Source organism: Azospirillum palustre (genome assembly GCF_002573965.1).
GTDB lineage: Bacteria > Pseudomonadota > Alphaproteobacteria > Azospirillales > Azospirillaceae > Azospirillum > Azospirillum palustre.
Map to the genome: position 1 here is coordinate 779,480 of NZ_PDKW01000041.1, position 24,797 is coordinate 804,276.

Annotated in this window: 17 protein-coding genes; 12 read left to right on the plus strand and 5 right to left on the minus strand. The window is 67.1% G+C overall.

Annotated features, from left to right (window positions below; all coding sequences use genetic code 11):
* Window positions 1-290: 290 nt before the first annotated feature.
* Both CRT60_RS17190 and CRT60_RS17195 read right to left on the minus strand, forming a co-directional pair.
* Complete coding sequence (locus CRT60_RS17190; RefSeq protein ID WP_098737728.1) at window positions 291-635, minus strand: hypothetical protein; 345 nt, start codon at window positions 633-635, stop codon at window positions 291-293.
* 19 nt (window positions 636-654) lie between these two features.
* Window positions 655-1,056 carry a cyclic nucleotide-binding domain-containing protein gene (locus CRT60_RS17195; protein ID WP_098737729.1) on the minus strand — a complete coding sequence of 134 codons (402 nt, stop codon included), beginning with the start codon at window positions 1,054-1,056 and terminating at the stop codon, window positions 655-657.
* 281 nt (window positions 1,057-1,337) lie between these two features.
* Between CRT60_RS17195 and gpmA the strand changes: the two genes are divergently transcribed.
* Window positions 1,338-2,099 carry a 2,3-diphosphoglycerate-dependent phosphoglycerate mutase gene (gene gpmA / locus CRT60_RS17200; protein WP_098737730.1) on the plus strand — a complete coding sequence of 254 codons (762 nt, stop codon included), beginning with the start codon at window positions 1,338-1,340 and terminating at the stop codon, window positions 2,097-2,099.
* A 32-nt stretch (window positions 2,100-2,131) separates the two neighbouring features.
* Here the strand turns inward: gpmA and CRT60_RS17205 are convergent, their stop codons facing one another.
* A complete protein-coding gene (locus CRT60_RS17205; protein ID WP_244592554.1) occupies window positions 2,132-4,426 on the minus strand; it encodes a helicase-related protein in 2,295 nt (764 codons plus the stop codon).
* Window positions 4,427-4,849: 423 nt separating this feature from the next.
* Here CRT60_RS17205 and CRT60_RS17210 point away from each other — a divergent pair, with 423 nt between their 5' ends.
* The 5 genes from CRT60_RS17210 (at window position 4,850) to CRT60_RS17230 (ending at window position 13,336) form a co-directional block, all read left to right on the plus strand.
* Entirely contained in the window at window positions 4,850-5,674 is an 825-nt protein-coding gene (locus tag CRT60_RS17210) for a WecB/TagA/CpsF family glycosyltransferase (RefSeq protein ID WP_098737731.1), read from the plus strand.
* Between the two features lie 3 nt (window positions 5,675-5,677).
* On the plus strand, window positions 5,678-8,020 hold the full coding sequence (locus CRT60_RS17215; RefSeq protein WP_098737732.1) for a GumC family protein: 2,343 nt from the start codon (window positions 5,678-5,680) through the stop codon (window positions 8,018-8,020).
* Window positions 8,021-8,160: 140 nt separating this feature from the next.
* The gene (locus tag CRT60_RS17220) at window positions 8,161-9,456 is read left to right on the plus strand and encodes an endo-1,4-beta-xylanase (RefSeq protein WP_098737733.1); all 1,296 of its coding nucleotides are present in this window, start codon (window positions 8,161-8,163) and stop codon (window positions 9,454-9,456) included.
* Between the two features lie 157 nt (window positions 9,457-9,613).
* Window positions 9,614-10,579, plus strand: a complete 966-nt coding sequence (locus CRT60_RS17225; RefSeq protein WP_098737734.1) for a class I SAM-dependent methyltransferase — start codon at window positions 9,614-9,616, stop codon at window positions 10,577-10,579.
* Between the two features lie 222 nt (window positions 10,580-10,801).
* Window positions 10,802-13,336 carry a cellulase family glycosylhydrolase gene (locus CRT60_RS17230; protein WP_098737735.1) on the plus strand — a complete coding sequence of 845 codons (2,535 nt, stop codon included), beginning with the start codon at window positions 10,802-10,804 and terminating at the stop codon, window positions 13,334-13,336.
* Between the two features lie 100 nt (window positions 13,337-13,436).
* Here the strand turns inward: CRT60_RS17230 and CRT60_RS17235 are convergent, their stop codons facing one another.
* Together CRT60_RS17235 and CRT60_RS17240 are read right to left on the minus strand one after the other, a co-directional pair.
* On the minus strand, window positions 13,437-14,084 hold the full coding sequence (locus tag CRT60_RS17235) for a serine acetyltransferase (protein WP_098737736.1): 648 nt from the start codon (window positions 14,082-14,084) through the stop codon (window positions 13,437-13,439).
* Between the two features lie 42 nt (window positions 14,085-14,126).
* Window positions 14,127-15,608, minus strand: coding sequence for a lipopolysaccharide biosynthesis protein (locus CRT60_RS17240; RefSeq protein WP_098737737.1), 1,482 nt, complete (start codon window positions 15,606-15,608; stop codon window positions 14,127-14,129).
* 852 nt (window positions 15,609-16,460) lie between these two features.
* Here CRT60_RS17240 and CRT60_RS17245 point away from each other — a divergent pair.
* From CRT60_RS17245 to CRT60_RS17270, 6 genes are all read left to right on the plus strand, one after another.
* The gene (locus tag CRT60_RS17245) at window positions 16,461-17,912 is read left to right on the plus strand and encodes an exopolysaccharide biosynthesis polyprenyl glycosylphosphotransferase (RefSeq protein ID WP_098737738.1); all 1,452 of its coding nucleotides are present in this window, start codon (window positions 16,461-16,463) and stop codon (window positions 17,910-17,912) included.
* A 351-nt stretch (window positions 17,913-18,263) separates the two neighbouring features.
* Window positions 18,264-19,610: an O-antigen ligase family protein gene (locus CRT60_RS17250; RefSeq protein ID WP_098737739.1), complete on the plus strand. Its 1,347-nt coding sequence runs from the start codon at window positions 18,264-18,266 to the stop codon at window positions 19,608-19,610.
* A gap of 67 nt (window positions 19,611-19,677) precedes the next feature.
* On the plus strand, window positions 19,678-20,661 hold the full coding sequence (locus tag CRT60_RS17255) for a glycosyltransferase family 2 protein (protein WP_098737740.1): 984 nt from the start codon (window positions 19,678-19,680) through the stop codon (window positions 20,659-20,661).
* Between the two features lie 23 nt (window positions 20,662-20,684).
* Window positions 20,685-21,887 (plus strand): glycosyltransferase family 4 protein, encoded by a 1,203-nt coding sequence (locus tag CRT60_RS17260; RefSeq protein ID WP_098737741.1) that lies wholly within the window; start codon window positions 20,685-20,687, stop codon window positions 21,885-21,887.
* 375 nt (window positions 21,888-22,262) lie between these two features.
* A complete protein-coding gene (locus CRT60_RS17265; protein WP_244592555.1) occupies window positions 22,263-23,432 on the plus strand; it encodes a glycosyltransferase family 4 protein in 1,170 nt (389 codons plus the stop codon).
* A gap of 102 nt (window positions 23,433-23,534) precedes the next feature.
* Window positions 23,535-24,467 (plus strand): polysaccharide deacetylase family protein, encoded by a 933-nt coding sequence (locus CRT60_RS17270; RefSeq protein ID WP_098737742.1) that lies wholly within the window; start codon window positions 23,535-23,537, stop codon window positions 24,465-24,467.
* The last annotated feature ends 330 nt before the right edge of the window (window positions 24,468-24,797 follow it).

A 24,797-nucleotide genomic window follows, 5' to 3' on the forward strand; every position in this document is an offset into this window, starting at 1 on the left:
TTGACGGTTTGGAACTAAAGCTTAGCCCCATTATCCAGAGGAACAATATCACAGGAAGAAATATCACGCGATCAGTCTTGGCGAATATGACAAACATCGTAATCACCTGCCCATTGGGTCAAGGCAAGTTGAACGGAGCCGTGGAACGGTCCCGACCGCAATTGCGGGCTTGTTCACTACTTTAGATAAGGTATGCCACCACTCTTGCCGGTCACGGTCCAGGCACCGGAAACGCAAATGGGCCGCACGCGCGGGAGGCGCGGCGGCGTCGCAAGAACGGGACGGTAAAGTCAGGGAGGGGGTGCGGACGTCTGCGTCTCGCCACGCACGATCAGGATCAGGCCGTCATCCGCCGCCTCGATCTCCTTGCCGGCATCGCGGGGGATCGGGACTTTCTGGCGGCGGCAGAACAGCAGAAGCAGCGCCAGCGTCTTGCTGGGGGTGAAGACAACCTCCCGCGATCTGGAGGCGCCGCTTTGCTGGATTTGAACCGACAGACCGCCATCGGCGGTCGGGGTTACCATGGTGACGACGCCCAGCGGCAGATCCGTCTGGTTCGGAGCCTTCTGGTACCAGGCGAGGGCTTTCTTCAGGGCGGAATTGGTGAAGAACAGTTCACGTGTCTCGACGATCATTCCATCCCTGACCAAACACTCACGCCCGGCCGCCCTCCAGTCCCGGATTGAGCCGGAACGTGATCGCGCGCCCCAGTTTGGATTCCCGCAGAAGGATCTGCTTGGTTTCCAGCAGCTTGATGGCCCGGTTCACATTGGGCCGCTGCATGCCCAGCGCATCAGCCAGTTCGGACTGGAGCACCGGAACGGAGCGATCGAAATGGAGCCTCCGGCTCAGATAGGTGAACACACGAAGCGCCTCCAGAGTGATCTCGCGGTCGGTCGAAACGGCTCTGGAGATGACGTCATGATGATGCAGCATCGTGGCCTCGGTACGCAAGGTTGTCAGGTTGCTGGGGCGATAATCGGAATGGTTCGGCGTTGCGCCCCGCAGGCCCGCGGTGCCGGATGAAGTCTGCGACCCCGTGTTCGGTTGCGTCATCGGCCCTTCCCTTCCGCTGTGGCCGGCGAGGCCGGCGTTTTCGAATGAGGTGACCGTACCGGAGGATTATTGTTCGCGTATGTCGCCACGATTTCGCCGCTGACATAATTGGTGTCTGTGGAAGCAATCATGAAATTGGTTTGAAACCGCAGGGTACCGGTCGCCGCTCGGAAACCGCCCGACGCTGTGCCGTTTTGTCGCGGGAACCGGCCCGGTTACAGCCCTGTTTCACCTCTCACATGCCCGGCGATGGAGTGCCGGAGCTGGAAGGGAGAGCCGCCATGCACCGACTGATTCTGTTGCGCCATGGCCAGAGCGTGTGGAACGCGGAAGACCGCTTTACCGGCTGGACCGACGTCGGCCTGACCGACCGCGGCATCGCCGAGACCCACAAGGCCGCCGAGTTGCTGAAGGCGGCCGGCATCGACGTGGACATCGCCTTCACCTCGGTGCTGAGCCGGGCAATCGAGACGCTGCACCTCGTCCTGCGCGACATGGACCGCTTGTGGCTGCCGGTGCACAAGCACTGGCGCCTGAACGAACGGCATTACGGCGCGCTGCAAGGGCTGAACAAGGCGGAGACGGCGGAGCGCCATGGGGCCGAGCAGGTGTTCCAGTGGCGGCGAAGCTGGGACGTGCCGCCGCCGGCCATCGAACCGGACGACCCGCGGTCGGCCGTCACCGACCGCCGCTACGCCGGCCTCGCCAAGGCGAACCTGCCGCGTGGCGAGAGCCTGAAGGACACCACCGAGCGCGTCATCCCCTTCTGGCGCGACGAGATCGCCCCGGCGCTGCGGCTGGGCGCCCGGGTGCTGGTCTCGGCCCATGGCAACAGCCTGCGCGGACTGGTCAAGCACCTGGACAACGTCGGCGACCAGGACATCCCGCTGTTCGAGATCCCGACCAGCCGCCCGCTGGTCTATGAGCTGGGGGCCGACCTGACGCCGCTCCGCCGCTATTTCCTGGGCGAGGCCGGCACGGTCGAGGAAATCAGCTGGCCGAAGCGCGAGGGGGCTGACAAGGACAGCAGCGCGGCGGCGTAAGCCCCCCGGCTCGGAAGGGGGGCTTACAGCGCTTACGGTGTCGCACTTCGCCGCTTCGGGCCTCGACCGGCACGCGGGCCGGTGCGGGGGCCGGCCCGGTCGGGAGCACGACCGGCCGGGGCGCCCTCCTTCGCCACCGGATGGTGGAAATGATGCTGGTGCGCCGGCTTCTCGCCATTGCCCCGCTCCGGCGGACCGCGACGGCCGCCACGGCGTTCCTCGACACGGCTGCTGTAACAGTTGTCGCAGACGCGGAAGCGGTGGTTGGCCTTCAGCCGCGTGCCGCAGACCGGGCAGGCGCGGGCGAGCGAGCGCTCGGCGAGCGTCCGCTCGATGAAGGCGTTCAGGTGCGCCCGGCGCTCCTGGCACAGGTCCATCTCGGGATAGGCGTCGGGGAAGCGGTAAGCCAGCCAGGCGTAGGCGGTCAGTTCCTTCACCGCGCGCTCGGCCTTCTCCAGCTCCACGTCGGTGCCGACGCTGTGCCGGAAGCGCTCGGCGGCATCGGGGGCGGCGTTGGGGATGCCCCTGCCCTGGTTGACCGCCCAGCCGCCCAGAAGGCGCAGGTTGTTCTGGTCGCGGGTGTCGATGGGGCAACGGGCGAGCATGTCGCGCTGGGCCAGCGGCAGCTTGGCGCGATCCACCGCGGTTGCCGCCTGGATGCGCTGCTCCAGGTCTGTCATGCGGAAGGTCTGGTTGGCGCGCAGCAGCTCCTGCCCGGCGGTGCGCAGCACCTTGGCGAGGCTGTCGGTGTCCAGTTCCTGCGCGATGGCCAAGACATGGCTGAGGTTGGGCGAAATCCACGAGCGCGGATCTTCCGGCGGCACCGGCGGCGAGGTCAGCGCCCGGCGCACCGGGTTGATGCTCTCGCCGTCCAGCACGGCGACACGGCCTTCCTCGCGCAGGCCGAAGCGACCGGCCCGGCCGCCGATCTGGCGGATCTCCGACGCGGTCAGCTCGCGCTCCTCCCGCCCGTCATATTTGCGGGTGGTGGACAGCACGACGCGGGCGACCGGCAGGTTCAGCCCCATGCCGATGGCGTCGGTCGCCACCAGCACGTCGGCGGTGCCCTCGCGGAACCGGCGCGCCTCGGCCCGGCGGACCTCCGGCGACAGGGCGCCGTAGATCACCGCGACATTGTGGTTGCGGCCCAGCAGGTCGTGGCGCAGCGCCATCACGTCCTTGCGCGAGAAGGCGATCAGCGCGTCGCCGGATTTCACCTCCTCCAGCTTCACCCGCTCCTCCTGGACGCGCAGCGGCGACTTGCGGGTGAACTCGACGACCTCCAGTTCCTCGCCCATGGCGTCGGCCAGACGCTTGACGTAGGGGATGGCGTCGGCCGAGCCGGTCATCAGGATTTCCGGCGCAGCCACGCCGGCCACCGCCTGGGTCCAGGCCCAGCCGCGGTCGGGATCGCCGATCATCTGGATCTCGTCGATGACGCAGGCGCCCCAGACCTTGCTGGTGTTCACCATCTCGATGGTGGAGGAGGTGAAGGCGGCGCCCGGCCGCACGTCGCGCTCCTCGCCGGTGACGAGGCTGCACGGCCGGCCGCGCGTCTCCAGCGCCTCCTGCCCTTCCAGCGCCAGCAGGCGCAGCGGGGCGAGGTAGCAGCCGCTCTCCGCCTCGGCCAGCCGGTCCATCGCCGCGTGGGTCTTGCCCGAATTGGTCGGGCCGACGAACAGCCGCAGCTTGCGGATCATCGCGCGGGCGGTGGCGAAGCTGTCGAGATAGACGCCCATGCCGGACGCGTTCTCCAGCCGCTCCCGCCGCACCTTCAGGCCGGCACGGGCGACGGCGGTGGAGAAGGCTTCCTCCATCGCGTCGAGCAAAGTCTGCAAACGCGGGATCCGGCCGCCGAAACCGATGACGCGGCCGAGTTCGTCGGCGAAGCCCTTGGGCCGCCAGGAGTCGCCGAAGCCGGCCGCCCGCTCCGCCATCGACGCGACCCAGCCGTCGACGCGGTCCTTCGCCTTGGCGATGGCGGGAGAGGACAGGCAGGCGCCCTTGACCCGCTTGCCCAGCGCCTTGGCCTGCGGCCGGCCGACCCCCTCCTCGGTGGTCAGCAGGCCCCACAGGTCGGCCTCGATGTCCGGCAGCGGGCCGAGCGCCACCTTGAAGCGCAGCTTGAGCTTGCGGTCGGTGCCGGGAACCTGGACGACATGGTTGACCGCGACCGTCCAGCGCGCCGGGGTGCTGTCGGCATCCACCTCGATCCCGTCGCCGCGCACCACGGCGGCCACCGCCCGCAGGGCGTAGCGGCGGTCGAACTCGTCAGCGGTGCCGGGGGTACGGCCGGAGCGGGCGTTGTCGGAAGTGTCGTCGGTCATGATCGTCTTTTCTTGAGATTGCCCCGGTGATGCAAGCGCTTCGGCCGGTCATATCGGCCGGGCGGCCGGTCCGGCAAGGCCGTCAGGCCCTGCCCTCGGACAACAGCCATAGAGCGCCAGGGTCTCTCTTTATGGCCAGGGTCTCACTTTATGGGTCTGACCGGTCGATTCGGCAAGCCGAATCCCCCGATGGGAGCAAGCCCGGGCTAATTCGAATCCGTCGCCGTTTCGCCGATCTCGCCCGTGCGAAAAGGGGGGAGGCACGGCCACATAGAGCCACGCAGGTTTGGTGGTCCGACCCCAACGGGTTAGCCGCCACCGCCCGGTGGACGGGCCCGGCACCGGGTCAGGCCGGACCGGACGCCAGATCGGTCGTGTAACGTTCAATGCTTTGTTCCGATTAATTTTTTTTGGGAGATGCGCATGCCGAACCCTCGTGAGGTCCTGGAACTGATCGAGCGCATGCGGTGCATTTCGAACGACGGCGAGCGCCGGGCCCTGATCGAACGGCTGGGCGCGGCCGACCGTCCGACGGTGCTGTCCTTCCTGAACGCGCACGGGCTGAACGTCTGCATGACGTCGGACGCGGCCCTGACCGCCTTCGGCGCGTCGGACGTGCTGCTGCGCGACGGGATCGGGTTGCAGGCGGTTCTGCCGGTGCTGGGCATGCCGGCCGGCCTGAACATGAACGGCACCGATTTCATCCCACTGCTGCTGAAGACCCTCAGCCCCCGCAAGGTCGCGATCTATGGCACGGCCACCCCGTGGCTGGACCGCGCCCGCGTGGTGCTGGAGACGGCGACGCCGCACCGCTACGCCGACCTTCAGCACGGCTTCCACCCGGTGGAGCATTACATCGCCCAGGCGCGGGCCAACCGCCCCGACGTGATCCTTCTCGCCATGGGCATGCCCAAGCAGGAGCAGGTCGCCGCGGAGCTGAAGCGTGCGCTGGATCATCCGGTGCTGATCGTCAACGGCGGCGCCATCGTCGATTTCCTGGCGGGCCGCTTCAAGCGCGCTCCCGAGGCCGTCCAGCGCTCCGGCATGGAATGGGCCTTCCGTCTGGCGCAGGAGCCCCGCCGCCTGTTCCGCCGCTATTGCATCGGTGCCTTCGGGTTCGCCTGGAGCACCCTTCGCCTTCGCCGTGCCGCATCCCTCCGAACCCGCGGGACGGGCGCCGCAGCGCCCGCTTCCACCCGGATCTCTCCGTCACCGATCCGGCGGTCGCCTATCCAGAAGGAGCTTTGAGACGTGGAAAACCTTCCCCAGATCAACAACGGAGGCCACGGCGGCCCGCCGGCTCCGGCGTGGCCCACCCAGGTCGGCCACCATGCGCCGCGTGAGTTCGACGGCCCCGCTCCGGCGATGGGCCCCGACTTCCGCTTCATCCTGCGGGTGCTGGCGGCGCACAAGACGCTGATCATCCTCATCGTGCTGGCGCTGACCGCCCTGTCGGCCTTCGCCGTCTCGCTGATGAAGGACAAGTACACGTCCGAAGCCCTTCTGCTGGTCGACAACCGGCAGGTCCGCGTCGTCCGCGCGGAAGACCAGGCGCTGAACTCGATCACGCCGGAAGACGGCGCGATCCTCAGCGAGATCGAAATCCTGAAGTCGACCGCCGTGCTGTCCCAGGCCGTCACCGACCTGAAGCTGGCGACCAACCAGGAATACAACCCGCCGGTCCAGGCCGACGAGACGAAGCCCTTCGTCGAGCGCGCCACCGCCTGGACGCGCGAGCAGGCCCACGCCGTGTTCGGTCCGGAACTGCCGGGTGTCGTCCAGGCCGTCCTGGCCCATGGCGACAACATGACCAAGGACACCCACCTGCGCGAGACCCGTGCCGCCGACAGCATCGACGGCGTGCTCGACCGCGTCCGCCGCAACCTCGAGGTCGGCGTCGTCGGCCGGTCGCGCGTGATCCAGGTCCGCTACACCGCCGGCGACCCCGAGATCGCCCAGAAGGTGGTGGACACCGTCGTCCGCCGCTACATGGAAACCCGCCAACAGATGGACCGCGACCTGTCCACCAGCGCCGTCGCCTGGCTGGAAGACCGCATCGCCACCCTGCGCAAGGAAGTCGCCGCCGCCGACACCAAGGTCGACGCCGTCCGCTTCAAGGCCGGTCTGGTCAAGAACGGCACCAACGGCCTGATGGCCACCACCGAGCTTGAGCAGGCCCGCCTGCGTCTGGCCGAAGCAGCCGCCACCCGTGCCCGCGCCGTCGCCCAGGCCCAGACGCTGGAACGCGCAGGCGGCAACGGTGGCAGCCTCGCCTCGCCCGTCGTCGCCCAGCTGCGCGCCACCGTCGCCTCGATCTCCACCGAGCTGGCCCAGCTGTCGCGCCAGTACGGTCCGAAGCACCCGCGCATCCAGGAACTCCAGGCCCGCCTGAACGAAGCGAACTCCTCGCTGCAGCAGGAGGTCCGCCACGAGATCGGCGGCGTCCGCGAGGCGGCCAACGTCGCCATCGAGCAGGAAAACGCCCTGAAGGGGATGATCGCCAAGCTGGAATCCGGCTACCAGACGATGACCGAGGAAGCGGTGCCGCTGCGCACGCTGGAGGCCGAGGCCCAGGCCAAGCGCCAGCTGCTGGACAGCCTGCTCGGCCGTCTGGAAGAGGTGCAGGCCCAGCAGGACAACCGCGCCTTCCCGACCGCCGTCAAGCTGGTCTCGGCGCCGCAGGTTCCGCATGAGCCGTCGGGTCCGTTCCGCATCCTGATGCTGCTGGCCGGTTTCGTCGCCTCGCTCGCCGTCGCCATCTTCATCGTCTTCGGCATCGAGCTGTTCCAGCGCCGCATCCGCACCCCGGAAGCCGTCCGCCGCATCCTGGGCGTGGGCACGGTCCACATCGTCCCGCACCACTCCACCCGCGGCACCCGCGGCCGTCTCGACCAGATCTTCCAGAACCATCCGTTCTCGCTGTTCTCGGAATCGATGCGCGCCCTGTTCCGCAACCACCTGTCGGATCTGGGTCCGGTCGGCTCCATCGCCGTCACCTCGGCCCGCCCGCAGGACGGCAAGACCTCGATGAGCCTCGCCGTCGCCCAGGTCGCGGCGCAAGCCGGCCGCCGCGTGGTGGTGGTCGACACCGACTTCCGCCGGTCGCGTATCGACGGCCTGTTCAACCTGTCGGCCAAGAAGGGCCTGTCGGACTGGGTTTCCGGCACCGCCACCCTGGACGAGATCGTCCACACCAGCGAGGACGCGCCCTATGCGATGATCCCCGCCGGCCGCCTGATGCCGGAGACGCTGGACCGCTTCAACGTCGACGGCCTGATCCACCTGATGGCCGGCCTGTCGCCGCACTTCGACCTGGTGGTGTTCGACACCGCCCCGGCGCTGGCCGTGTCGGATGCCCGCATCGTCTGCGGCGCCGCCTCCAAGGTGCTGTTCGTCAGCCGCTGGGGCCACACCACCGCCAGCGACCTGCAGGCGGTCGCCGACCTGGGTCCGATCGATCATTCGAAGTTCGTCGCGGTGATGACCGACGTGAACCTGAAGAAGGCGGCGTCGCGCGGGTACCAGGGTCCGTACAACAGCTACATGGCGACCCGGAAATACTACGGCGACACCACGCTCCGGACCGCCCCGTAACGCGGGAATCCGGAGTGACCTGAAGCTCCTTCGACCCGGAGGCCCTTTCCTTCCGGACGCTGCGGCGCCCGGAGGGAGGGGCCTCTCCATGACAGGCTCCTGCGACCGGAACCCGCGATAGGAAGAGAGAACCCCTCCGCATGACCGAACGTCCGAAGCCCGGTTTCCCGAAATGGCACCCGACCCATTGGCGCCCCAGCCGGCGCGACCTGCTGTGGACCGCCGCCGCCGGTGCGGTGCTGGCGAGCTGCCGCGGCGCCAGCGGCCCGACGACGGCGGAAGCCGCCGCCACCCAGCCGCAGGCAGCGGAGCCGGCGGTGACACTGCGCGAGGCCTGCCGGGCACTGGGCATCCGCCACGGTGCCGCCCGCGACCATTTCATCGATCCGGAAGACCCGATGCTCGACCGGCTGATGGCACGCGAATGCGACGTCGTCACCCCGGAGAATGGCGGCAAATGGGGCGTCTTCCAGCACACCGAGGGCAATTACGACTGGCGCCGCTTCGACGCCGCGGTTGAGCTGGCGCGCAGCATCGGCGCCACGCCGAACTGGCACACGATCATCTGGCAGCATATGGGCATGCCGCCCTACATGAAGCTTCCCGCAGGCCGGCAGGCGGAACTGGGCATCTCGGAAAGCGCCTATTTCTCGCCGGACGGCAGCTTGAGCGCCGAAAATGTCTGGCCGCGCTTCACCGGCGTTGTGGAGGCGGTGCGGCAGCGCTACGGCGACGTCTTCTACCGCATCGACGTGGCCAACGAGGTCTTCTTCTGGGAGACGGTGGAGAGCCACCCGAAGGAACAGGACCGCTACGGCTTCCGCCGCGGCATGTGGTGGGTGGCGGCAGGCGGCGCGGAGAAGGGGCCGGAGTGGCTCGATCCCTTCTTCCACCATGTGCACAAGGCCTTCCCCAAGGCGAAGCTGGTGCTGAACGAGTTCGGCATCGAGATCGACGAGGGCTGGCAGCAGCGCAAGCGCGCCTATCTGCTGGACTGGCTGACCGGGGCGGTGAAGCGCGGCGTGCCGATCCATGGCATCGGGCTGCAAAGCCACCTGATCGGCGGCAAGCCCTATGACAGCGCCGGCATGCGCAAATTCCTGCGCGCGGTCGACAAGCTGGGCCTGTCCGTCCATCTGACGGAGATGGACGTGGACGAGACCCGCCTGCCCCGCTCCTGGTCGCGCGCGGAGAAGGACCGGGCGATGGCCCAGCTGGCCCGGCAGTATCTGGCCGACATGCTCGACACTGCGCGGGTGGAGGAGCTGTGCTGGTGGCACCTGCGTTCCGACCTGAATTTCATCGCGCGGGAGCATCCGGATCTGGGCGCCCACCCCTCCCCCTATGACGAGGAGTCCCGGCCCCTGCCGCTCTACACGGCGGTGGTGGAGACGTTGCGGGAAAAGGCGCGCACCGGCAAGGCGCGGTCGGGCTGACGGTGCCCCGGATGACGTACCGCGGGGGTAAGCCATTGGTGCCATCCACCCCCTGCGATAGGCCCGCGCACTTTCTCGTTCGCGCGCGCGCGTCCGGTGCCGCTCCCGTTTAGAGTCCCTCAATGCGTCCTGTACCCATCTGATGGAGAGGTCGATCGTGCAGAACACAGCCGACACAGTGCCGATGGATCGTCTGCCCGCCGATCGCACGACGGACGATGCGCTCGTCGAGCGCTACCGGCGGAAGTTCCACCTCTCGCCCACCTACCCGCTGACGGCCGACATGGTGCAGCGCCACTGGGATCTGGAACGGCGGCTCGCCCGCGAACTGCTGGATAGCAAGCCGGACGAGCGCTGGGACGTGTTCGAGCAGGCTTATACGACGCTCTACAGCAGTTGTCCGTGGCTGAACGAGGCGGAGGACGATGCCCACACCCGCAACGACGACCTCGACTTCCGCCATTTCCTGACCCTGCTGGGCGGGCCGCAGGACGTCTATGAGGTTGGGTCGGGCAAGGCACGGCTTCTGCGCTACCTCGCCCGCCACGGTTACCGCTGCGTCGCCACCGAGGTGACACGCGAGCGCGGCGCGACCTGGATCGAACAGGATTCCAACGTCACCTGGAAGAACAGCGACGGCATCCACCTCGCCCGCTTCGAGGCAGCCGACCGCTACGACAGCGTGATCTCCACTCACGTCGTGGAGCACATGCATCCGGAAGACGTGCTCACCCATATGGAGAATGTCCGCACCATCCTGAAGCCGGGCGGCAAGTACATCCTCAGCATGCCGCACAAATACGCCGGTCCGGCCGACCTGTCGGAGGTGTTCGGCCTGAACGAGCCGATCTGCATGCATCTGCGCGAATATGGCTGGGGCGAAACGGAAGCGATGCTGCGCAAGGCCGGCTTCGGCCGCGTCGAAGCCGTCTACATCCTGCCGATGGCGGTGCGCCGCCGGATGAACATGCATTTCGCCAGCCGCGCCTATCTCGGCTATGCCAAGCTGGTTGAGGCATTTTTGGGGCGGCTGCCGTTAACCCTTAATCGCAAGCTCGGAAGGGTTGGTCAGCTCTATCTGTTCCGGCCCGAGGTGTTCGTGGTGGCCCACAAGCCCCGGTGATGCCCGTTTGAGCGCCACGAAAAAGCGCTAAATCAAATACTTAACGATATGCCGAACCCCTTTGTTGCTGCAATGCATCGACAAAGGGGTTTTTCGTGTCTCTTTCTTTTCACAAGTGATAGTGGCATTAGAGCCGCATTTCGCTAAAATTTGAAATACCTCGTTAACCTTTTCCGGCCAGATTGGGTTTCAGCGAAATTCACGGAAAAGAGGATACTTCCAATGGCAACGAGCCCCGTCGATACGACCTTCGTCGTCAATGCCTCGGGTGTGACTGCCGGAGGAGTCTGGCCGCATTTCAAGTTCCTCGTCGATGGCGTCGCCGTCGGCCAGGCGACGGTCAATTCCACCAGCGCCGGCCGGTACAGCTTCACCACCAAGGTGGCACCCGACGTCGCCCACAAGGTCCAGATCGTTTATGACAACGACTGGCTGTCGACCGACAAAGCCGGCATGTACCGCGACCTGATCGTCAAGTCGGTCGAAGTCAACGGCAAGACCATCGCTTCCAACAGCTCGACGGTCTCCTACGCCGCTGAAGGTCAGGGCACGCTGTCCGGCCGCGAAATGCTGTCCTGGAGCGGCTCGCTCGATTTCAACATGTCCAAGGACATGTTCGCCGGCGCCACCGGGACTCCGACCACTCCGACCACTCCCACGACGCCGACCACCCCGACGACCCCGACCACCGGCGGCACGCCGATCGTCGTGAATGCCTACGGCAATGCGGCCGGCGGCGTGAACGCCCACTTCAAGGTTCTGGTCGACGGCAAGATGATCGGTGAAGGCACGGCCGGCACCGCTGCCAAGGACTTCACCTTCAACGCGAACGTCAGCGCCGACGTCGCCCACAAGGTCCAGATCCAGTACGACAACGACGCCGTGGTCAACGGTGTCGACCGCAACCTGTACGTCAACAAGATCACCATCGGCGGCCATGCCGTGAACCCGACCGACAGCATCGTGTCGATCGACAAGGGTGCGCTGGACGGCAAGGACATCGTCGCCGGCCAGAAGGCCATGTGGTGGGACGGCACCATGGAGGTGAAGGCCGACAAGTCCTGGTTCGCCGGCAGCACCACCCCGACCAACCCCACCAACCCCACCACGCCGACCCAGCCGAGCCTGTCGGTCAGCGACGTGACGGTGACGGAGCCGACCGGCACCAAGACCGCCGGCGGCATCCAGGGCTTCCTGCACACCCAGGGCAACCAGATCGTCGACGAGGCCGGCAACACCGTCCGCTTGACCGGCGTGAACTGGTTCGGCGGCGAGGGCTACAACTACGTGCCCGCCGGCCTGTGGGCCGACAGCTACCAGGGCCACCTGGAGAAGATGAAGTCGGTCGGCTTCAACACCATCCGCATGACCATGTCGGATGAAATGTTCGACAGCACCGCGGTGACGAACGGCATCGACTTCTCGAAGAACCCGGATCTGGCCGGTTTGACCCGCCTGCAGGTCTATGACAAGGTCATCGACTACGCCGGCAAGCTCGGCATGAAGGTGATCCTCGACCACCACCGCAACGACGGCGGCGCCGGCACCAACGAGCACGGGCTGTGGTACACCGACAAGCACCCGGAATCGACGGTCATCAACAACTGGAAGATGCTGGCCCAGCATTACGCCGGCAACGAGACCGTCATCGGCGCCGACCTGCACAATGAGCCGAGCGTCAGCGCCACCTGGGGCGGCAGCGCCGCCACCGACTGGGCGTCGGCTGCCGAGCGCATCGGCAACGCCATCCAGACGGTGAACAAGGACTGGCTGCTGTTCGTCGAAGGCACTGAATGGAGCAGCACGCTGGCCGGTGCGCAGGCGCGGCCGATCCACTTCGACACACCCAACAAGCTGGTCTACTCGCCGCATGCCTACGGCCAGAGCGTCGGGCAGTTCAGCTGGCTGAACGACCCGAACTACCCCAACAACCTGCCGGCCCAGTACGACAAGATGTGGGGGTACCTGTACAAGAACGACACCGCGCCGATCATGCTGGGTGAATGGGGCGGCCAGTTCACCAGCTCCGCCGAGCAGACCTGGGCCAAGACCATGGCCAAGTATCTGAACGGCGACTGGAACCTGGACGGCAAGAGCGACATCGCGGCCGGCGACAAGGGGATGAGCTGGACCTTCTGGGCCTGGACCCCGGAATCGGGTGACGTCGGCGGCGTCCTGATGGACGACTACAAGACCATCAACCCGACCAAGGCGGCCATCGTGAAGGGCGCCATGGAAGGTGCGGTGTTCGATACCCCGACCACCACCGCCAACACCGCCAACGCCACCTTCACGGTCAAGCTGTCGTCAGCCTCCGGCACCCCGGTCACGGTGGATTACTCCACGGTGGACGGCACCGCCAAGGCCGGCTCCGACTACACCGCCACCAGCGGCAAGCTGACCTTCGCCGCCGGCGAGACTGCCAAGACCGTGACGGTCAAGGTGCTGAGCGACAGCGTGACGGAAGGCAACGAGACCTTCGGCCTGAAGATCTCCAACGCCACCGCCGCGACCATTGCCGACGCCACCGGCACCGGCACGATCGTCGACGCCTCGGCTGCCAAGGCCGCCGCCGCATCGCTCAGCTCGGCCGACCTGCTGGCCCACACGATGAGCGCCGCCAACGACACGCCCACCGCGACCGCCGCCGATCTGGCGACGACGCAGCAGCTTGCCAGCCATGACGTGTTCGGCGTCACCTTCGACACCTATCACGACCTGCACACGACCGACACCAGCCTGGCGCACGCCGCCTGACCTCTCCGGTTGGTCCGGCCGGGTGAGTGCCTGAAGAAAAGAGGTCCGGCAGCAATGCTGCCGGACCCTTTTTTCGTTTCCGGAGCTGGACCTGAGAGGATCAGCCCGGCACCGGCGAGGTGGCGGTACCGGGCATCATCGCCGACACGCCGCCGACCGGCGCCGGATGCGGGATATCGGGGATGGCGACCTCGGCCACCGCCTTGCCGGGGTTGCCGGCGACGACGCTTCGCCGCGGCATCGGCTTGGTGACAACGGAGGAGGCGGCGACGATGCATTCGTCGCCGATGCTGACGCCGATCACCACCGCATGCGGCCCGACCCAGACACCGTCACCCAGCTCCGGGTAATGGGTGACGCGGCCGGTGGGCAGCAGATCGTCCTTCTGCCCCAGGGTCACGCCGTGGAACAGGGTGACGTTGGCGCCGATCCGGGCACTGGCGTTCACCACCAGTCCCCAGCCGTGCAGGATGCGCAGCCCCGGTCCGACCTGGGTTTCCCAGGGCAGATCCATGGCGGCGGAATGCTGGGTCCAGCGGTGCAGCAGCCGGCAGGCGGCGAGCAGCGGCTTTCGCAGCGGCCCGCCCATCCGGTCCAGCGCCTGGCAGCTGCGCAGGGTGAAGGTCACCCGGAACATCCGGTTGCCCGCCAGCAGCTTCAGCACCGCCCCGAGGCCGGAACCGCCGCCGTAGCGGGTGGCGTCCGCCGCAACCGTCTGCCGAAATGTGTAGTGCGGAGCGTCCTGCATCGCGGTGTCATCCTCTCCGATCAAGCATTGTCACGCCGGTCGTCACGCCGCCGCCTGGGACCGACGACGAAATCGGGCCGTCATGCGGAACAGCATGGCGCGGTCGGCCTTGCCGAAGCTCGGCCCGAACAGGGCGGCGACGGCGAACAGCATGGTCAGCCCGACCTTGGCGGCGGCGAAGGTCGGGTTCACCTCGAACCCGAACAGGGCGAGGCCGGCCAGATAGGCGATGGCGGCCGGCGCCAGGATGCCCGTCACCCGCAGCGCGCTCAGCGGTGGCTCGTTCGGGCTGAGGCGGCGGCACATCGCCTCCGTCGCGCCCAGCATCACCAGCTCGCGCACCAGCACGCCGATGGCGCCGCCCATCAGGCCGAGCGGCCCCAGCGTCACTGCCATCACCAGCGTGCCGACGGCCAACCCGCCCAGCGAGATCGCCGGCAGGACGCCGACCTTCTTGGTCTTCACCAGCCCGACCTCGGCATGCATGCGCACGCCATGGACGACATAGGCCAGCACCAGCAGCGGCATGCAGGGCAGAACCGTCTCGTACTCGGCGGACGCGATCAGCCACAGCACCTCCGGCGCGGTCAGCGCCATGCCGAGCGCCGCCGCCGACAGCAGCACGACGAACAGGTAGAAGACGAATTCCGACTGGTCGCGCCCGGCGGTGCTGTCCTGCGCCTCGATCCGGCTGACCGACCAGATCTGCAGGAAGGAGGCGGTCAGGAACATGTAGAGCATGGTGGCGAGCCGCAGCCCGAACGACAGCACGCCGACCGCCGCGACGCCCATCAGCAGGTTGACCAGATAGCGCATGGCGAACTGGTTGCCCATGTCCAGCATGGTCTGCGGCATGAAGGGCAGGCCCAGCACCGTCACCCGCTTCAGGATGCCGAAGGAGAAGCCGACGCCGTTCGCCGCCAGGATCGCCACCGTCAGAGCGATGCCCAGCCCGACGAATGTGATGGCGTTGGCCAGGAAGATGCCGGTCACGCCCAGATCCATCACCAGCAGGAAGCTGAGGTTGAGGCCGATCAGCCCCACCGCCTTGCCGACCGAGATCAGCAGGCAGGTGCCCGACCGCTTGTGGACCCGGTAATAGGCGAGCGCCAGCTCGAACACGGCGCTGAACGCGATGCCGGCGAAGGCGAAGGCGATGATCGGCCCCTGGTCGGTGCCGCCGAACAGCAGGTCGCTGGCGCCCCAGCCGGCCGGCAGGGCCACCGCCAGCAGCGCCAGCGAGGCGGCCCACAGGCCGATCATCGTGGTGCTGACCACGCGGGACCGGCTGCGGTCGTCGGGATGTTCGAAATAGACGACGGTGAAGGCGTTGATCATGCCGATCATCAGCATGACCGCAACGATGTCGCCGACGACGCTGATCAGGGCATAGACGCCGAACTCCGCCGGTGACAGGACCTTCGCATAGAGCGGCAGCAGAAGCAGTCCCGCAGCGCGGTTGACCACGTTCGCGACCATGAACATCCAGCCATGTTTGATGATCGTACCAGCTTCGACAGCCATCCGGTTTCCTTCGCCCCCTATAGTCCGCTTCTTCTTCCGGTCTCGCCTGCTGGGGAGAGCATCGCGTCCGCCCTGTCGCATGGGCCCATGTCGCATGGGCCATTTCCGAAGGGCGTGCCGCACGGGCGCAGCTAAGGAAAAAGAACGCGCCAAATCTTGGCGGAGGTCGGGACAGCGTCAATTCGGCCTTGAAGCGACCGGAACACTCTTCGGTGCTAGTCAGCACGGCTTCGGTCAGAGATCCCGGACGTTCCGAGTATGCTTTCCGGCGAGTTCGCACGCTGCCTCTTGCGCACCGCAACAGGCAAGGGTTCGTTCGCGCCGCGCCCCCGCTCGGAATTGCCGGGCCGCTCCCTTCGGTCGATCCGGGTGGCGGACCCACCCCGCAAGTTCGGCGATCATCCCCGTTCGCGCCGCCGCTTTTCGTCCGGTCGGGGGAGGTCTCCGCGGCATATACCTAAAAATTGCGGGGATCGCAGGTACCGCCGGGGGTGTGACACCACCTTGCCGTTAACCCGAAACGCTATCCCCGCTGGGTGCCGCATCCGAAAGTATCCCCATTAATATTCGGACCCCCGCACCCTTCGAAACACCGGTGGTATCGCGGACGCGAAATCAACGTCCGTATGCTCTGTTGCTGGCCGGGCTTCCTCATCCTAATTCGTCCTCAACGAACAGCGGATCGGCCCACCAAAATCATGAAAGAGTGTTCTTTACATAAATGCGTCCCTGCCGATGCGGTGGTGCAGCACAGTAAAGACCGGCCGAATCCCAAGAGACGCTGATGACGAGCGACCATCCGCACGAATGGCCGTGCGATGGCTGGCATTTCCTTCAACCACGGGACCTGCGATGAGCAAACTGGACCCAGAAGTGGTCATCGATCTGACCTCGGCGAAAAAGGCGACGATCCCCACGATCGCCCCCGGGCTGCTGCTTGCACTCTCGGATGGATTGGTCCTCGCCCTGGTGGGGTGGACGCTCAACCATTTCCTCGGCGCCGATGCGCTGACCGAGCCGATGGAAGCCGCCGCCTGGCAGCGGTCGCTGGTGACCGGCCTGATGCTGGTGCCTCTGGTGAAGTCGGTGTTCGGCATCTACACGCTCGGGCGCTTCGACTACATGGAACGCACGAGACGGACTTTTCAGGCGGCCTTTCTGTGCTGCGCCGTGCTGGCGGTGCCGTTCATCGTGATGGAAGGCTTCCGCTCCTTCTTCGTGGAGGCGCTGTCGATCGCGCTGCTCGGCTTCGCAGTGACCTATGTTGCCGACCTGCTGCTGATCCAGGGCCTGCTGTCCAGCGCGCTGGACTGGCGCACGCCGGTGATGATCGTCGGCGCCGGCCCGCAGGGTGCGGCCATCGCCGAGAAGCTGCAACGCCTGCCCTGGCTCGGCATGCGGCCGGTCGGCTTCGTCGATGACGACGACAGCCTGTGGCAGACCCGCGTCGCGGGCCTGCCGGTGATGGGTCCGGTGGAGCTGCTGGCCAAGTCGCCCGCCGTCGCCGGCCAGGCCAGCGCCGCCATCGTCGCCGACATGGGCCGCCACGGCAACGACCTGACCGGTCTGGTCCGCACCCTGCCCTTCCGCCAAGTCTATTGCGTGCTGGGCGAAGGCAATGTCAGCGCCGTCGATGCGACCTACCACAACCTGCACGGCTCGCTGGCCCTGCGCGTCAGCGTCCGTCCGCCGACCGGCTACCTGCGCATCCGCCGCGCCATGGACATCGTCCTGTCGGCGATCCTGCTGGTCCTGGTGGCGCCGCTGATGCTGGGCCTCGCCGTCGCCATCCGGCTTGACAGCCCCGGCCCGGTCATGTTCCGCCAGAAGCGCTGGGCCGGCGGCAAGCAGACCTTCGACCTGCTGAAGTTCCGCTCCATGCATGTCGATGCGGAAGAGCAGCTGCAGCATCTGCTGGCGAACGACCCGGTCGCCCGCGAAGAGTACATGACCTACCACAAGCTGACGGTCGACCCGCGCATCACCCCGCTCGGCCGCTTCCTGCGCAAGACCTCGCTCGACGAGCTGCCGCAGCTGTGGAACATCCTGATGGGCGACATGAGCCTGATCGGCCCGCGCGCCTACATGCCGAAGGAGCTGCCGGAGGTGGGTGACTCCGCCGCGGTGATCGGCACCGTCCGTCCGGGCCTGACCGGTTACTGGCAGGTGTCGGGGCGCCACCGCACCACCTTCCAGGAGCGTGTCGCGATGGACGTCTTCTATGTCCGCAACTGCGGCCTGCTGTTCGACTTCTTCATCCTGTGCAAGACCGCCGTGATGGTGCTGAAGGGCGACGGGTCGTAATCCTTCCACTCCTGAACCGGATGCCAGCCGGACCCCCGCGCCACCCGCGCGGGGGTCTTTTTATTGGAATGCTTAGAGTGCGATCGGTTCAAGCGGAATCGCTTGAAGCGTGAATCGCACGGAAAACCAAAAACTTATAATCTGTCCGATGCTTCAATAAGCATCGGACAGATTCTAGGGTCCATTCCCTTTTTCGGGCGGCAAAGGGAGGGGGCGGCACGAAAGCGGCTACCTCTTTCGGGCCCGGCCTCCTTCGGTCTAATGCCACCGCCCGGCTACGAGATGAGGGGTATCATCCGCATCTTCAGTGCTGCACAGCCGAACACGGTACGGCAGCCTAAGGGAAAGCCGATGAAAATCCTGGATTTTCTGGAAAAAACCATCGCCGTCATCGGCATCATCGCCTTCGGAGGCTCGGTGCTTCCGCTGATGCTGACCGGCGGCGACCCGCTGGCGGGCGATCTGGAATCGGCCGGCGTCACCATCCTGTATGGCGGTCTTTATGTTCTGGTGCTGGCCGCCATCGCCCTGCGGCCGTCCATCGCCTTTCAGATCCCCTTCGCCAGCCCGGCGCTGACGGCGATGATCGCCTTCGCCTTCCTGACCGCGCTGTGGTCGCTGTTCCCGGACATCACGCTGCGCCGGTCGATCGCCTTCATGTTCACGACGGTGTTCGGCATCTGGCTCGCTTTGCGCTTCCGTTTCCCGGAGATCATGCGGCTGCTGGTGGTCGGGCTGTCCTTCCTGATGTTCGTCTCCTTCTTCATGATCTTCGCGATGCCGGCCATCGGCCTGGACAGCGCGCAGCATGTCGGCGCCTGGAAGGGCGTGTTCTTCCAGAAGAACGTGACCGGCCGCATGATGGTCTGGCTGGTCCTGGCGCTGGTCTGGCTGGACTGGCAGAAGGAAATGGGCCGCTGGCTCACCCGGCCGCTGATCCTGCTGGCGATGCTGCTGATCGTGATGAGCCGGTCCGGCACCGGCCTCGTCACCTCGCTCCTGGTGTCGGTGGCCCTGCTGTCGACCACCATGCTGCGCGGCAGCATCCGCAACTTCGCCCCCACCATGGCGCTGCTGCTGGCCCTGCTGGTGATCATGGTCACCGCCGGCGCGACCTTCTGGTACGACGTGCTCTATGCGCTGGGCCGCGACCCGACCCTGACCGGCCGCACCGTGCTGTGGGAGCACATCGTCCACTCGGTCGGCGAGCGGCCGCTCCAGGGCTACGGCTATGCCGCCTACTGGTCCGGCTTCAACGGACCGGGCTCCAGCTTCACCCGCGACTGGGGTATCACCTCGGCGCACAGCGGCTGGCTGGAGCTGACACTCGACCTCGGCCTCGTCGGTGTCGCGCTGGTGGTGGCGGTGCTGGGCCGCATGCTGTTCCAGGGCTTCTTCGCCGCCCGCTACGGCAACAGCCGGCCGGAGGCCGCCTGGGCCTTCGCCGTCGGCTGCGCCCTGCTGGCGGTTTCGGTGTCCGAGAGCGTGTTCGCCGAACGCCATTCGATGAACTGGGTGATCGCCACCATCGCCGTCGTCCGGCTGATCCAGCAGAGCCGCTGGCAGCGCCTGCTGAACGACCGGGCGGCCGAAGAGCACCGCCTGCGCCGGAACGCCGCCGCCAGCGTCCCGTCCCCCGCTTACGCCGGGCGGGCCGCCTATGCCGGCCCCTATCCGGGCCCGCTGTCCCGGCAGTAGCGGCAGGGCGCTCCAGTCCCTTCTCCTCTGCCACCATTCCCATTTCCCTTCGACCGAAGGCAGACCCATGAGCCCGAAGAACGAGCCGGCAAGCAGCAACCGCCCGGCAAACAGCGAACAGGCGACCAACGAACAGGTTACGGTCGTGATCCCCACCCGCAACCGCCCGGACATGGTGATGCGGGCGGTGCGCAGCGCGCTCGACCAGACCTATCGCGACCTTGACGTCATCGTGGTGATCGACGGGCCGGATCCGGCCACCGCCTCGCATCTGGCGACACTGGCCGATCCGCGGCTGACCGTGATGGAGCTGGAGACGAACCACGGCGCCGCGGAGGCCCGCAACATCGGCGTGCGCGCCGCACAGGGCGACTGGATCGCCTTCCTGGACGACGACGATCATTGGATGCCGGAGAAGGTGGAGTTGCAGATGGCGGGCCGCCCGGCCGGCATCCGCCTCCCCATCGTCAGCTGCCGCTGCCAGGTGGTGACCGCCCGCGGCACCTTCGCCTGGCCCCGGCGTCTCGCCACCCCGGCCGACGCCATCGGCGACTATCTGTTCGTCCGCCGCGGCCTGTTCAAGGGCGAGACCTTCGCCCCCACCACCACGCTGCTGGCGCCCAAGGCGTTGCTGCTGCGCAACCCGGTCCCCAAATCCCGCTTCGACGACTGGGAATGGCTGATCACCTGCGGCCGGATCGATGGGGTGGCGCTGGTCCACATCCCCGACGTCATGGCCGTCCATTACACCGAAGAGAACAACCGCGTCACCCTGTCGACCTGCCACAACATCAACCAGGCGCTGGAATGGGCCGAGTCGATGCGCGACCACCTGTCGCCGCGCGCCTATGCCAGCCTGCTGTTGCAGGCGACCGGCGGCGAGCAGGCGGCCCGCACCGCCGGCACGCGCTGGCGGATCCTGAATTCGGCGCTGCGCGACGGCCAGCCGACGCCGATGGCTCTCGCCACCTTCACCATGCATTCGCTGATGCCGGTCGGCCTGCGCCGCCGCCTGCGGCAGGCCTTGTTCTCCGCGTCCGACGCTGCCTGAGCACGAAAAGGACCCCGACGCCTATGGACAGCACCAACGACATCCGCACCCCCACCGGCCAGCCGGATGCGCCCACCCGGACCGTCGTCGTGTTCGCGACGCCGGGCGCACTCGACGGAGGCGGCGGCATCGGCCGCATGACGGGCTATGTGGTCGACCAGTTCGACAGGTCGGGCACGACACGCTCCATCATCCTCGACACCCGCGGCACCGGTAGCGTTCTGCTGTCACCCTTATATCTCGGCGTCACCCTGGCACGGCTGGGCTGGATCCTTGCCCGCCGCCGGGCCTCCGTCGTGCACATCAACGTGTCGGAGCGTGCGAGCTTCCTGCGCAAGGCGGCGGTCCAGCTGGTGTCGGGGCTGATGTCCTGCCCGACCGTCGTCCACCTGCACGGCGCCTCCTTCGTCGAGTTCTTCGAAGGCGGCATGTTCGCCCGCGGCATCAGCCGCTGGCTGTTCAACCGCTGCGGCCGGGTGGTGGTGCTGGGCGACAACTGGCGCGACTTCCTGGTCCAGTCGGTCCGCACCGATCCCCGCAAGATCCGGGTGCTCTACAACGCCGTGCCGGATGTCGGCGCCGACCTCGGCACGCCGAAACCGCCGGAGCCGGGAGCCGCGCTGTCCCTGCTGGTGCTCGCCAACCTGTCCGAGCGCAAGGGCATCGGCACGCTGCTGCGCGCCTGCGCGCTGCTGAAGGAGCGCGGCCAGCCCTTCCGGGTGACCATCGGCGGCGGCGGCGACGTCGACGGCTACCGCGCCATGGCGGCCGAGCTGGGGGTGGCGGAGGAATGCCGCTTCCTGGGCTGGATCGGCCGGGAGGAGGCGCATGCGCACATCCGGTCGCACGACATGCTGCTGCTGCCCTCCACCCACGAAGGACTGCCGATGGTGATCCTGGAGGCGCTGTCGGCGCAACTGCCGGTCATCACCACGCCGGTGGGATCGATCCCGGAAGTGCTGACCGACGGCGAAACCGCCCGGATCATCCCGGTGAACGATCCCGGCGCCCTGGCCGATGCCGTCGTCGAGGTCGGCCGCGACCCGGACCTCTATCGCCGGCTGGCGGAGAACGGCCGCCGCCTGTTCCTGAAACAGTTCGTCATCGACGCCTACGCCAAGTCGCTTCTGGCGATTTACCAGGAGCTGGACCGCGGCGCCGTCGAGCTTTCCGGGGACCTGGACAAGCTGGCCGGATCGGCCGCCGCTGCTTCCAAACGGCGGTAGGCCATGGTCACGCAGATGTCGATGATCGGATTAGAAAACAATCAATGCGGGCATAGCCGAAAGGGAGATGCACATGCACAGGTTGGGTAACCATACCGGCAGGCCAACCCGTTCGGTCGCTCCACAGCGTGCGGATGCTGCATCGCGTAAACTTGCACGTGAACGCCGTCCAGCCCCCGGCTGCGGCGCGTTCCAAAGGGCGGCAGCCCATCGGCCGCACCGCGACGCACCTGTCACGGCCTGATCGTCGGGCCGGCAAGGAACAGAGGCCGAAAACATAACAAGCCCGCCGCAGCCGTCGAAAGACGGACGTCACACGGTAAAAGCCGGGGCGCAACGCAGGAAAGGCGGGCCGGGAAAGGATCAGGAGCGGACATGATCTATATCGTCTCCCCCGGCGGCACCCAGGAGAAAGGCGGAATGGGCCGTGTGGTCGACAACTTCACGACCGATTTCCGGCAGAACTGCCCGGACGTGAAGTTCGAGGTGATCGACAGCTACGGCCCTGGCAAATTCCACCTGATGCCCCTCTATTTCGCGCGGGCGACCGCGCGGCTTGCCGGTTGCTTTGCCGCCGGCAAGGCCGATCTCGTCCACATCCATATGGCGGAATACGGCAGTGTCCTGCGCAAGGGCATCCTGATCGCCATGGCGCGCACCTTCGGCGTGCCGGTGATCCTGCATCTGCATGGCGGGCGCTTCCCCAAGCAGTTCAAGGACGCCGGTCCGGCGATGCGCTGGGCGATCCGCCGCATGATGGCGATGACCAGCGAGATCGTCGTGCTGGGCGAGTTCTGGCGCGACTGGGTGGCCGAGGCCTTCGGGCCGGAGGCGCGCCAGCGCACCACCCTGCTGCACAACGCCGTGCCGGGTCCGGCATCGCCGCCGGTGCGCGACGATGCGGAAGAGGACTTCGCCGGTCCGGTCCGCCTGCTGTTCCTCGGCCGGCTGATCAAGCTGAAGGGCATCGACGTCCTGCTGAACGCGCTGGCGTCCCCCACCTGCCGCGACCGCAACTGGCAGGTCACCATCGCCGGGGACGGCGATCTGGAGACCTACCGCAGCCTCGCGACGGAACTGGGCATCGCCGACCGCGTGCGCTTCACCGGCTGGCTGGATCAGGCCGGCTGCCGGCGCGAGCTGGCCGGCGCCCATGTGCTGGTGCAGCCGTCGATGTTCGAAGGCCTGCCGATGTCCGTCCTGGAGGCGATGGCGGAGGGACTGACCATCGTCGCCACCCCGGTCGGCAGCGTCCCCGACGCCATCGCCGACGGGGAGACCGGGCTGCTCGTTCCGCCGGGCGACGTGACGGCGCTGGCCGATGCGTTGGCGCGGGTGATCGACGACCGCACCCTGCGCCGCAACCTCAGCGCCGGCGCCCGCGCACGGTGGGAGCGCCAGTTCGACGTCGCCGTGTTCCGCGAGCGGCTGCTGGAGATCTACCGCCGCAACGCGCGCGGCAGCCTGAGCACGTCGCCCGCCGTTCCCGCCGGACCGGTTCCGGCCGCCGGACCGGCAGGCCATTCGAAGAGCACCACCGGCTGACCCGAAAAGCGGCAGGCCTCTCCCGGCTCAGGCTGACACAGCCCAGGCACCGACCTGGGCCCGGGCCCGAACCGGGAGCATCGACATGAAGGAAGGGGCACCATGAAAAACGCCATTGCCAATCTGGTGCGCTGGTCGGGATTCGGTGCGATGCAACGGTTCCTGAAGGCGCGGAACGCGGTCACCATCGTCGTCTATCACGATCCGAACCCGGAGGTGCTGCGCGAGCATCTGCGCTGGTACGCCAAGCATTACGGCTTCACCACGCTCGATGCCGTCGCCGCCGCGATCGAGACCGGCCGCTGGGACAAGCTGCCGGATTATCCGCTGGTCATCACCTTCGACGACGGGCACCGGAACAACACGGCACTGGCGCCTTTGTTCCGCGAATTCGACCTGCGCCCGACCATCTACCTGTGCAGCCAGATCGTCGGCACCGCCCGCCCCTATTGGTGGAAGACCGCCGCTGCCGACGGCATCGGGGTGGAGCGGCTGAAGCGCGTGCCCGACCCGGAACGCCGCCGCCTGCTGGCCGAGGCCGGCAACGATCCCGACAAGGATGGCGACGACCGGCAGGCGATGACCTGGGACGAGATCGCGCGGATGACCGACGTCGCCGATTACGGCGCCCACACCCGCACCCATCCGATCCTTCTGCAATGCGACGACGACCGCTGTTCCGATGAGATCGCCCTGTGCCGTGCCGAGCTGGAGGAGGCGCTGGGCCGGTCCTGCCGTCATTTCGCCTTCCCCAACGGCGATTTCAGCGACCGCGAGGTGGAGGAGATCCGGCGCGCCGGCTACCGCACCGCCCGCACCATCGACCCCGGCTTCAACGACGCCTCCAGCGACCCCTTGCGGCTGAAGGCCTTCCCGGTGTCCGACGACGCCACCGTGGAATGGCTGAGCGTCCAGCTGACCGGCATCCCGGCCTGGCTGCGCAAGCGCAAAGCCGCGGACACCGGCGATTCGGCCAATGGGGCAACGCCCGAATGGACAGGTTCGATGGTAAAGCCCAAGTCGGCAGGCGTATGACCGCGGGTACCGGCGCCAAGCCGAACGTCAAGCGTCCCGCGACAAGCTCTATTACGGGACAACAGAGTGGCTAACCACAGACTTCAATCCACTCCTATCCTTTGAGCCCTCGCAAACCACCGCGAGCATCACAATAAAATTGCATATCAGGCGGATGCGAGAACAAGGAGCCGGAAAACAGCGGGACACATGACAGGGGGTAGCCGGACCTACCCCCAACAGCGTTCCGGCCGAACACCCGGCTCCCCGTTCAGACCGACCGGCTTCCAGACCGAACCCCCGTTACGACACCCCTTTACGACACCCAAGTCGACCGAACCCAGCAGGAGT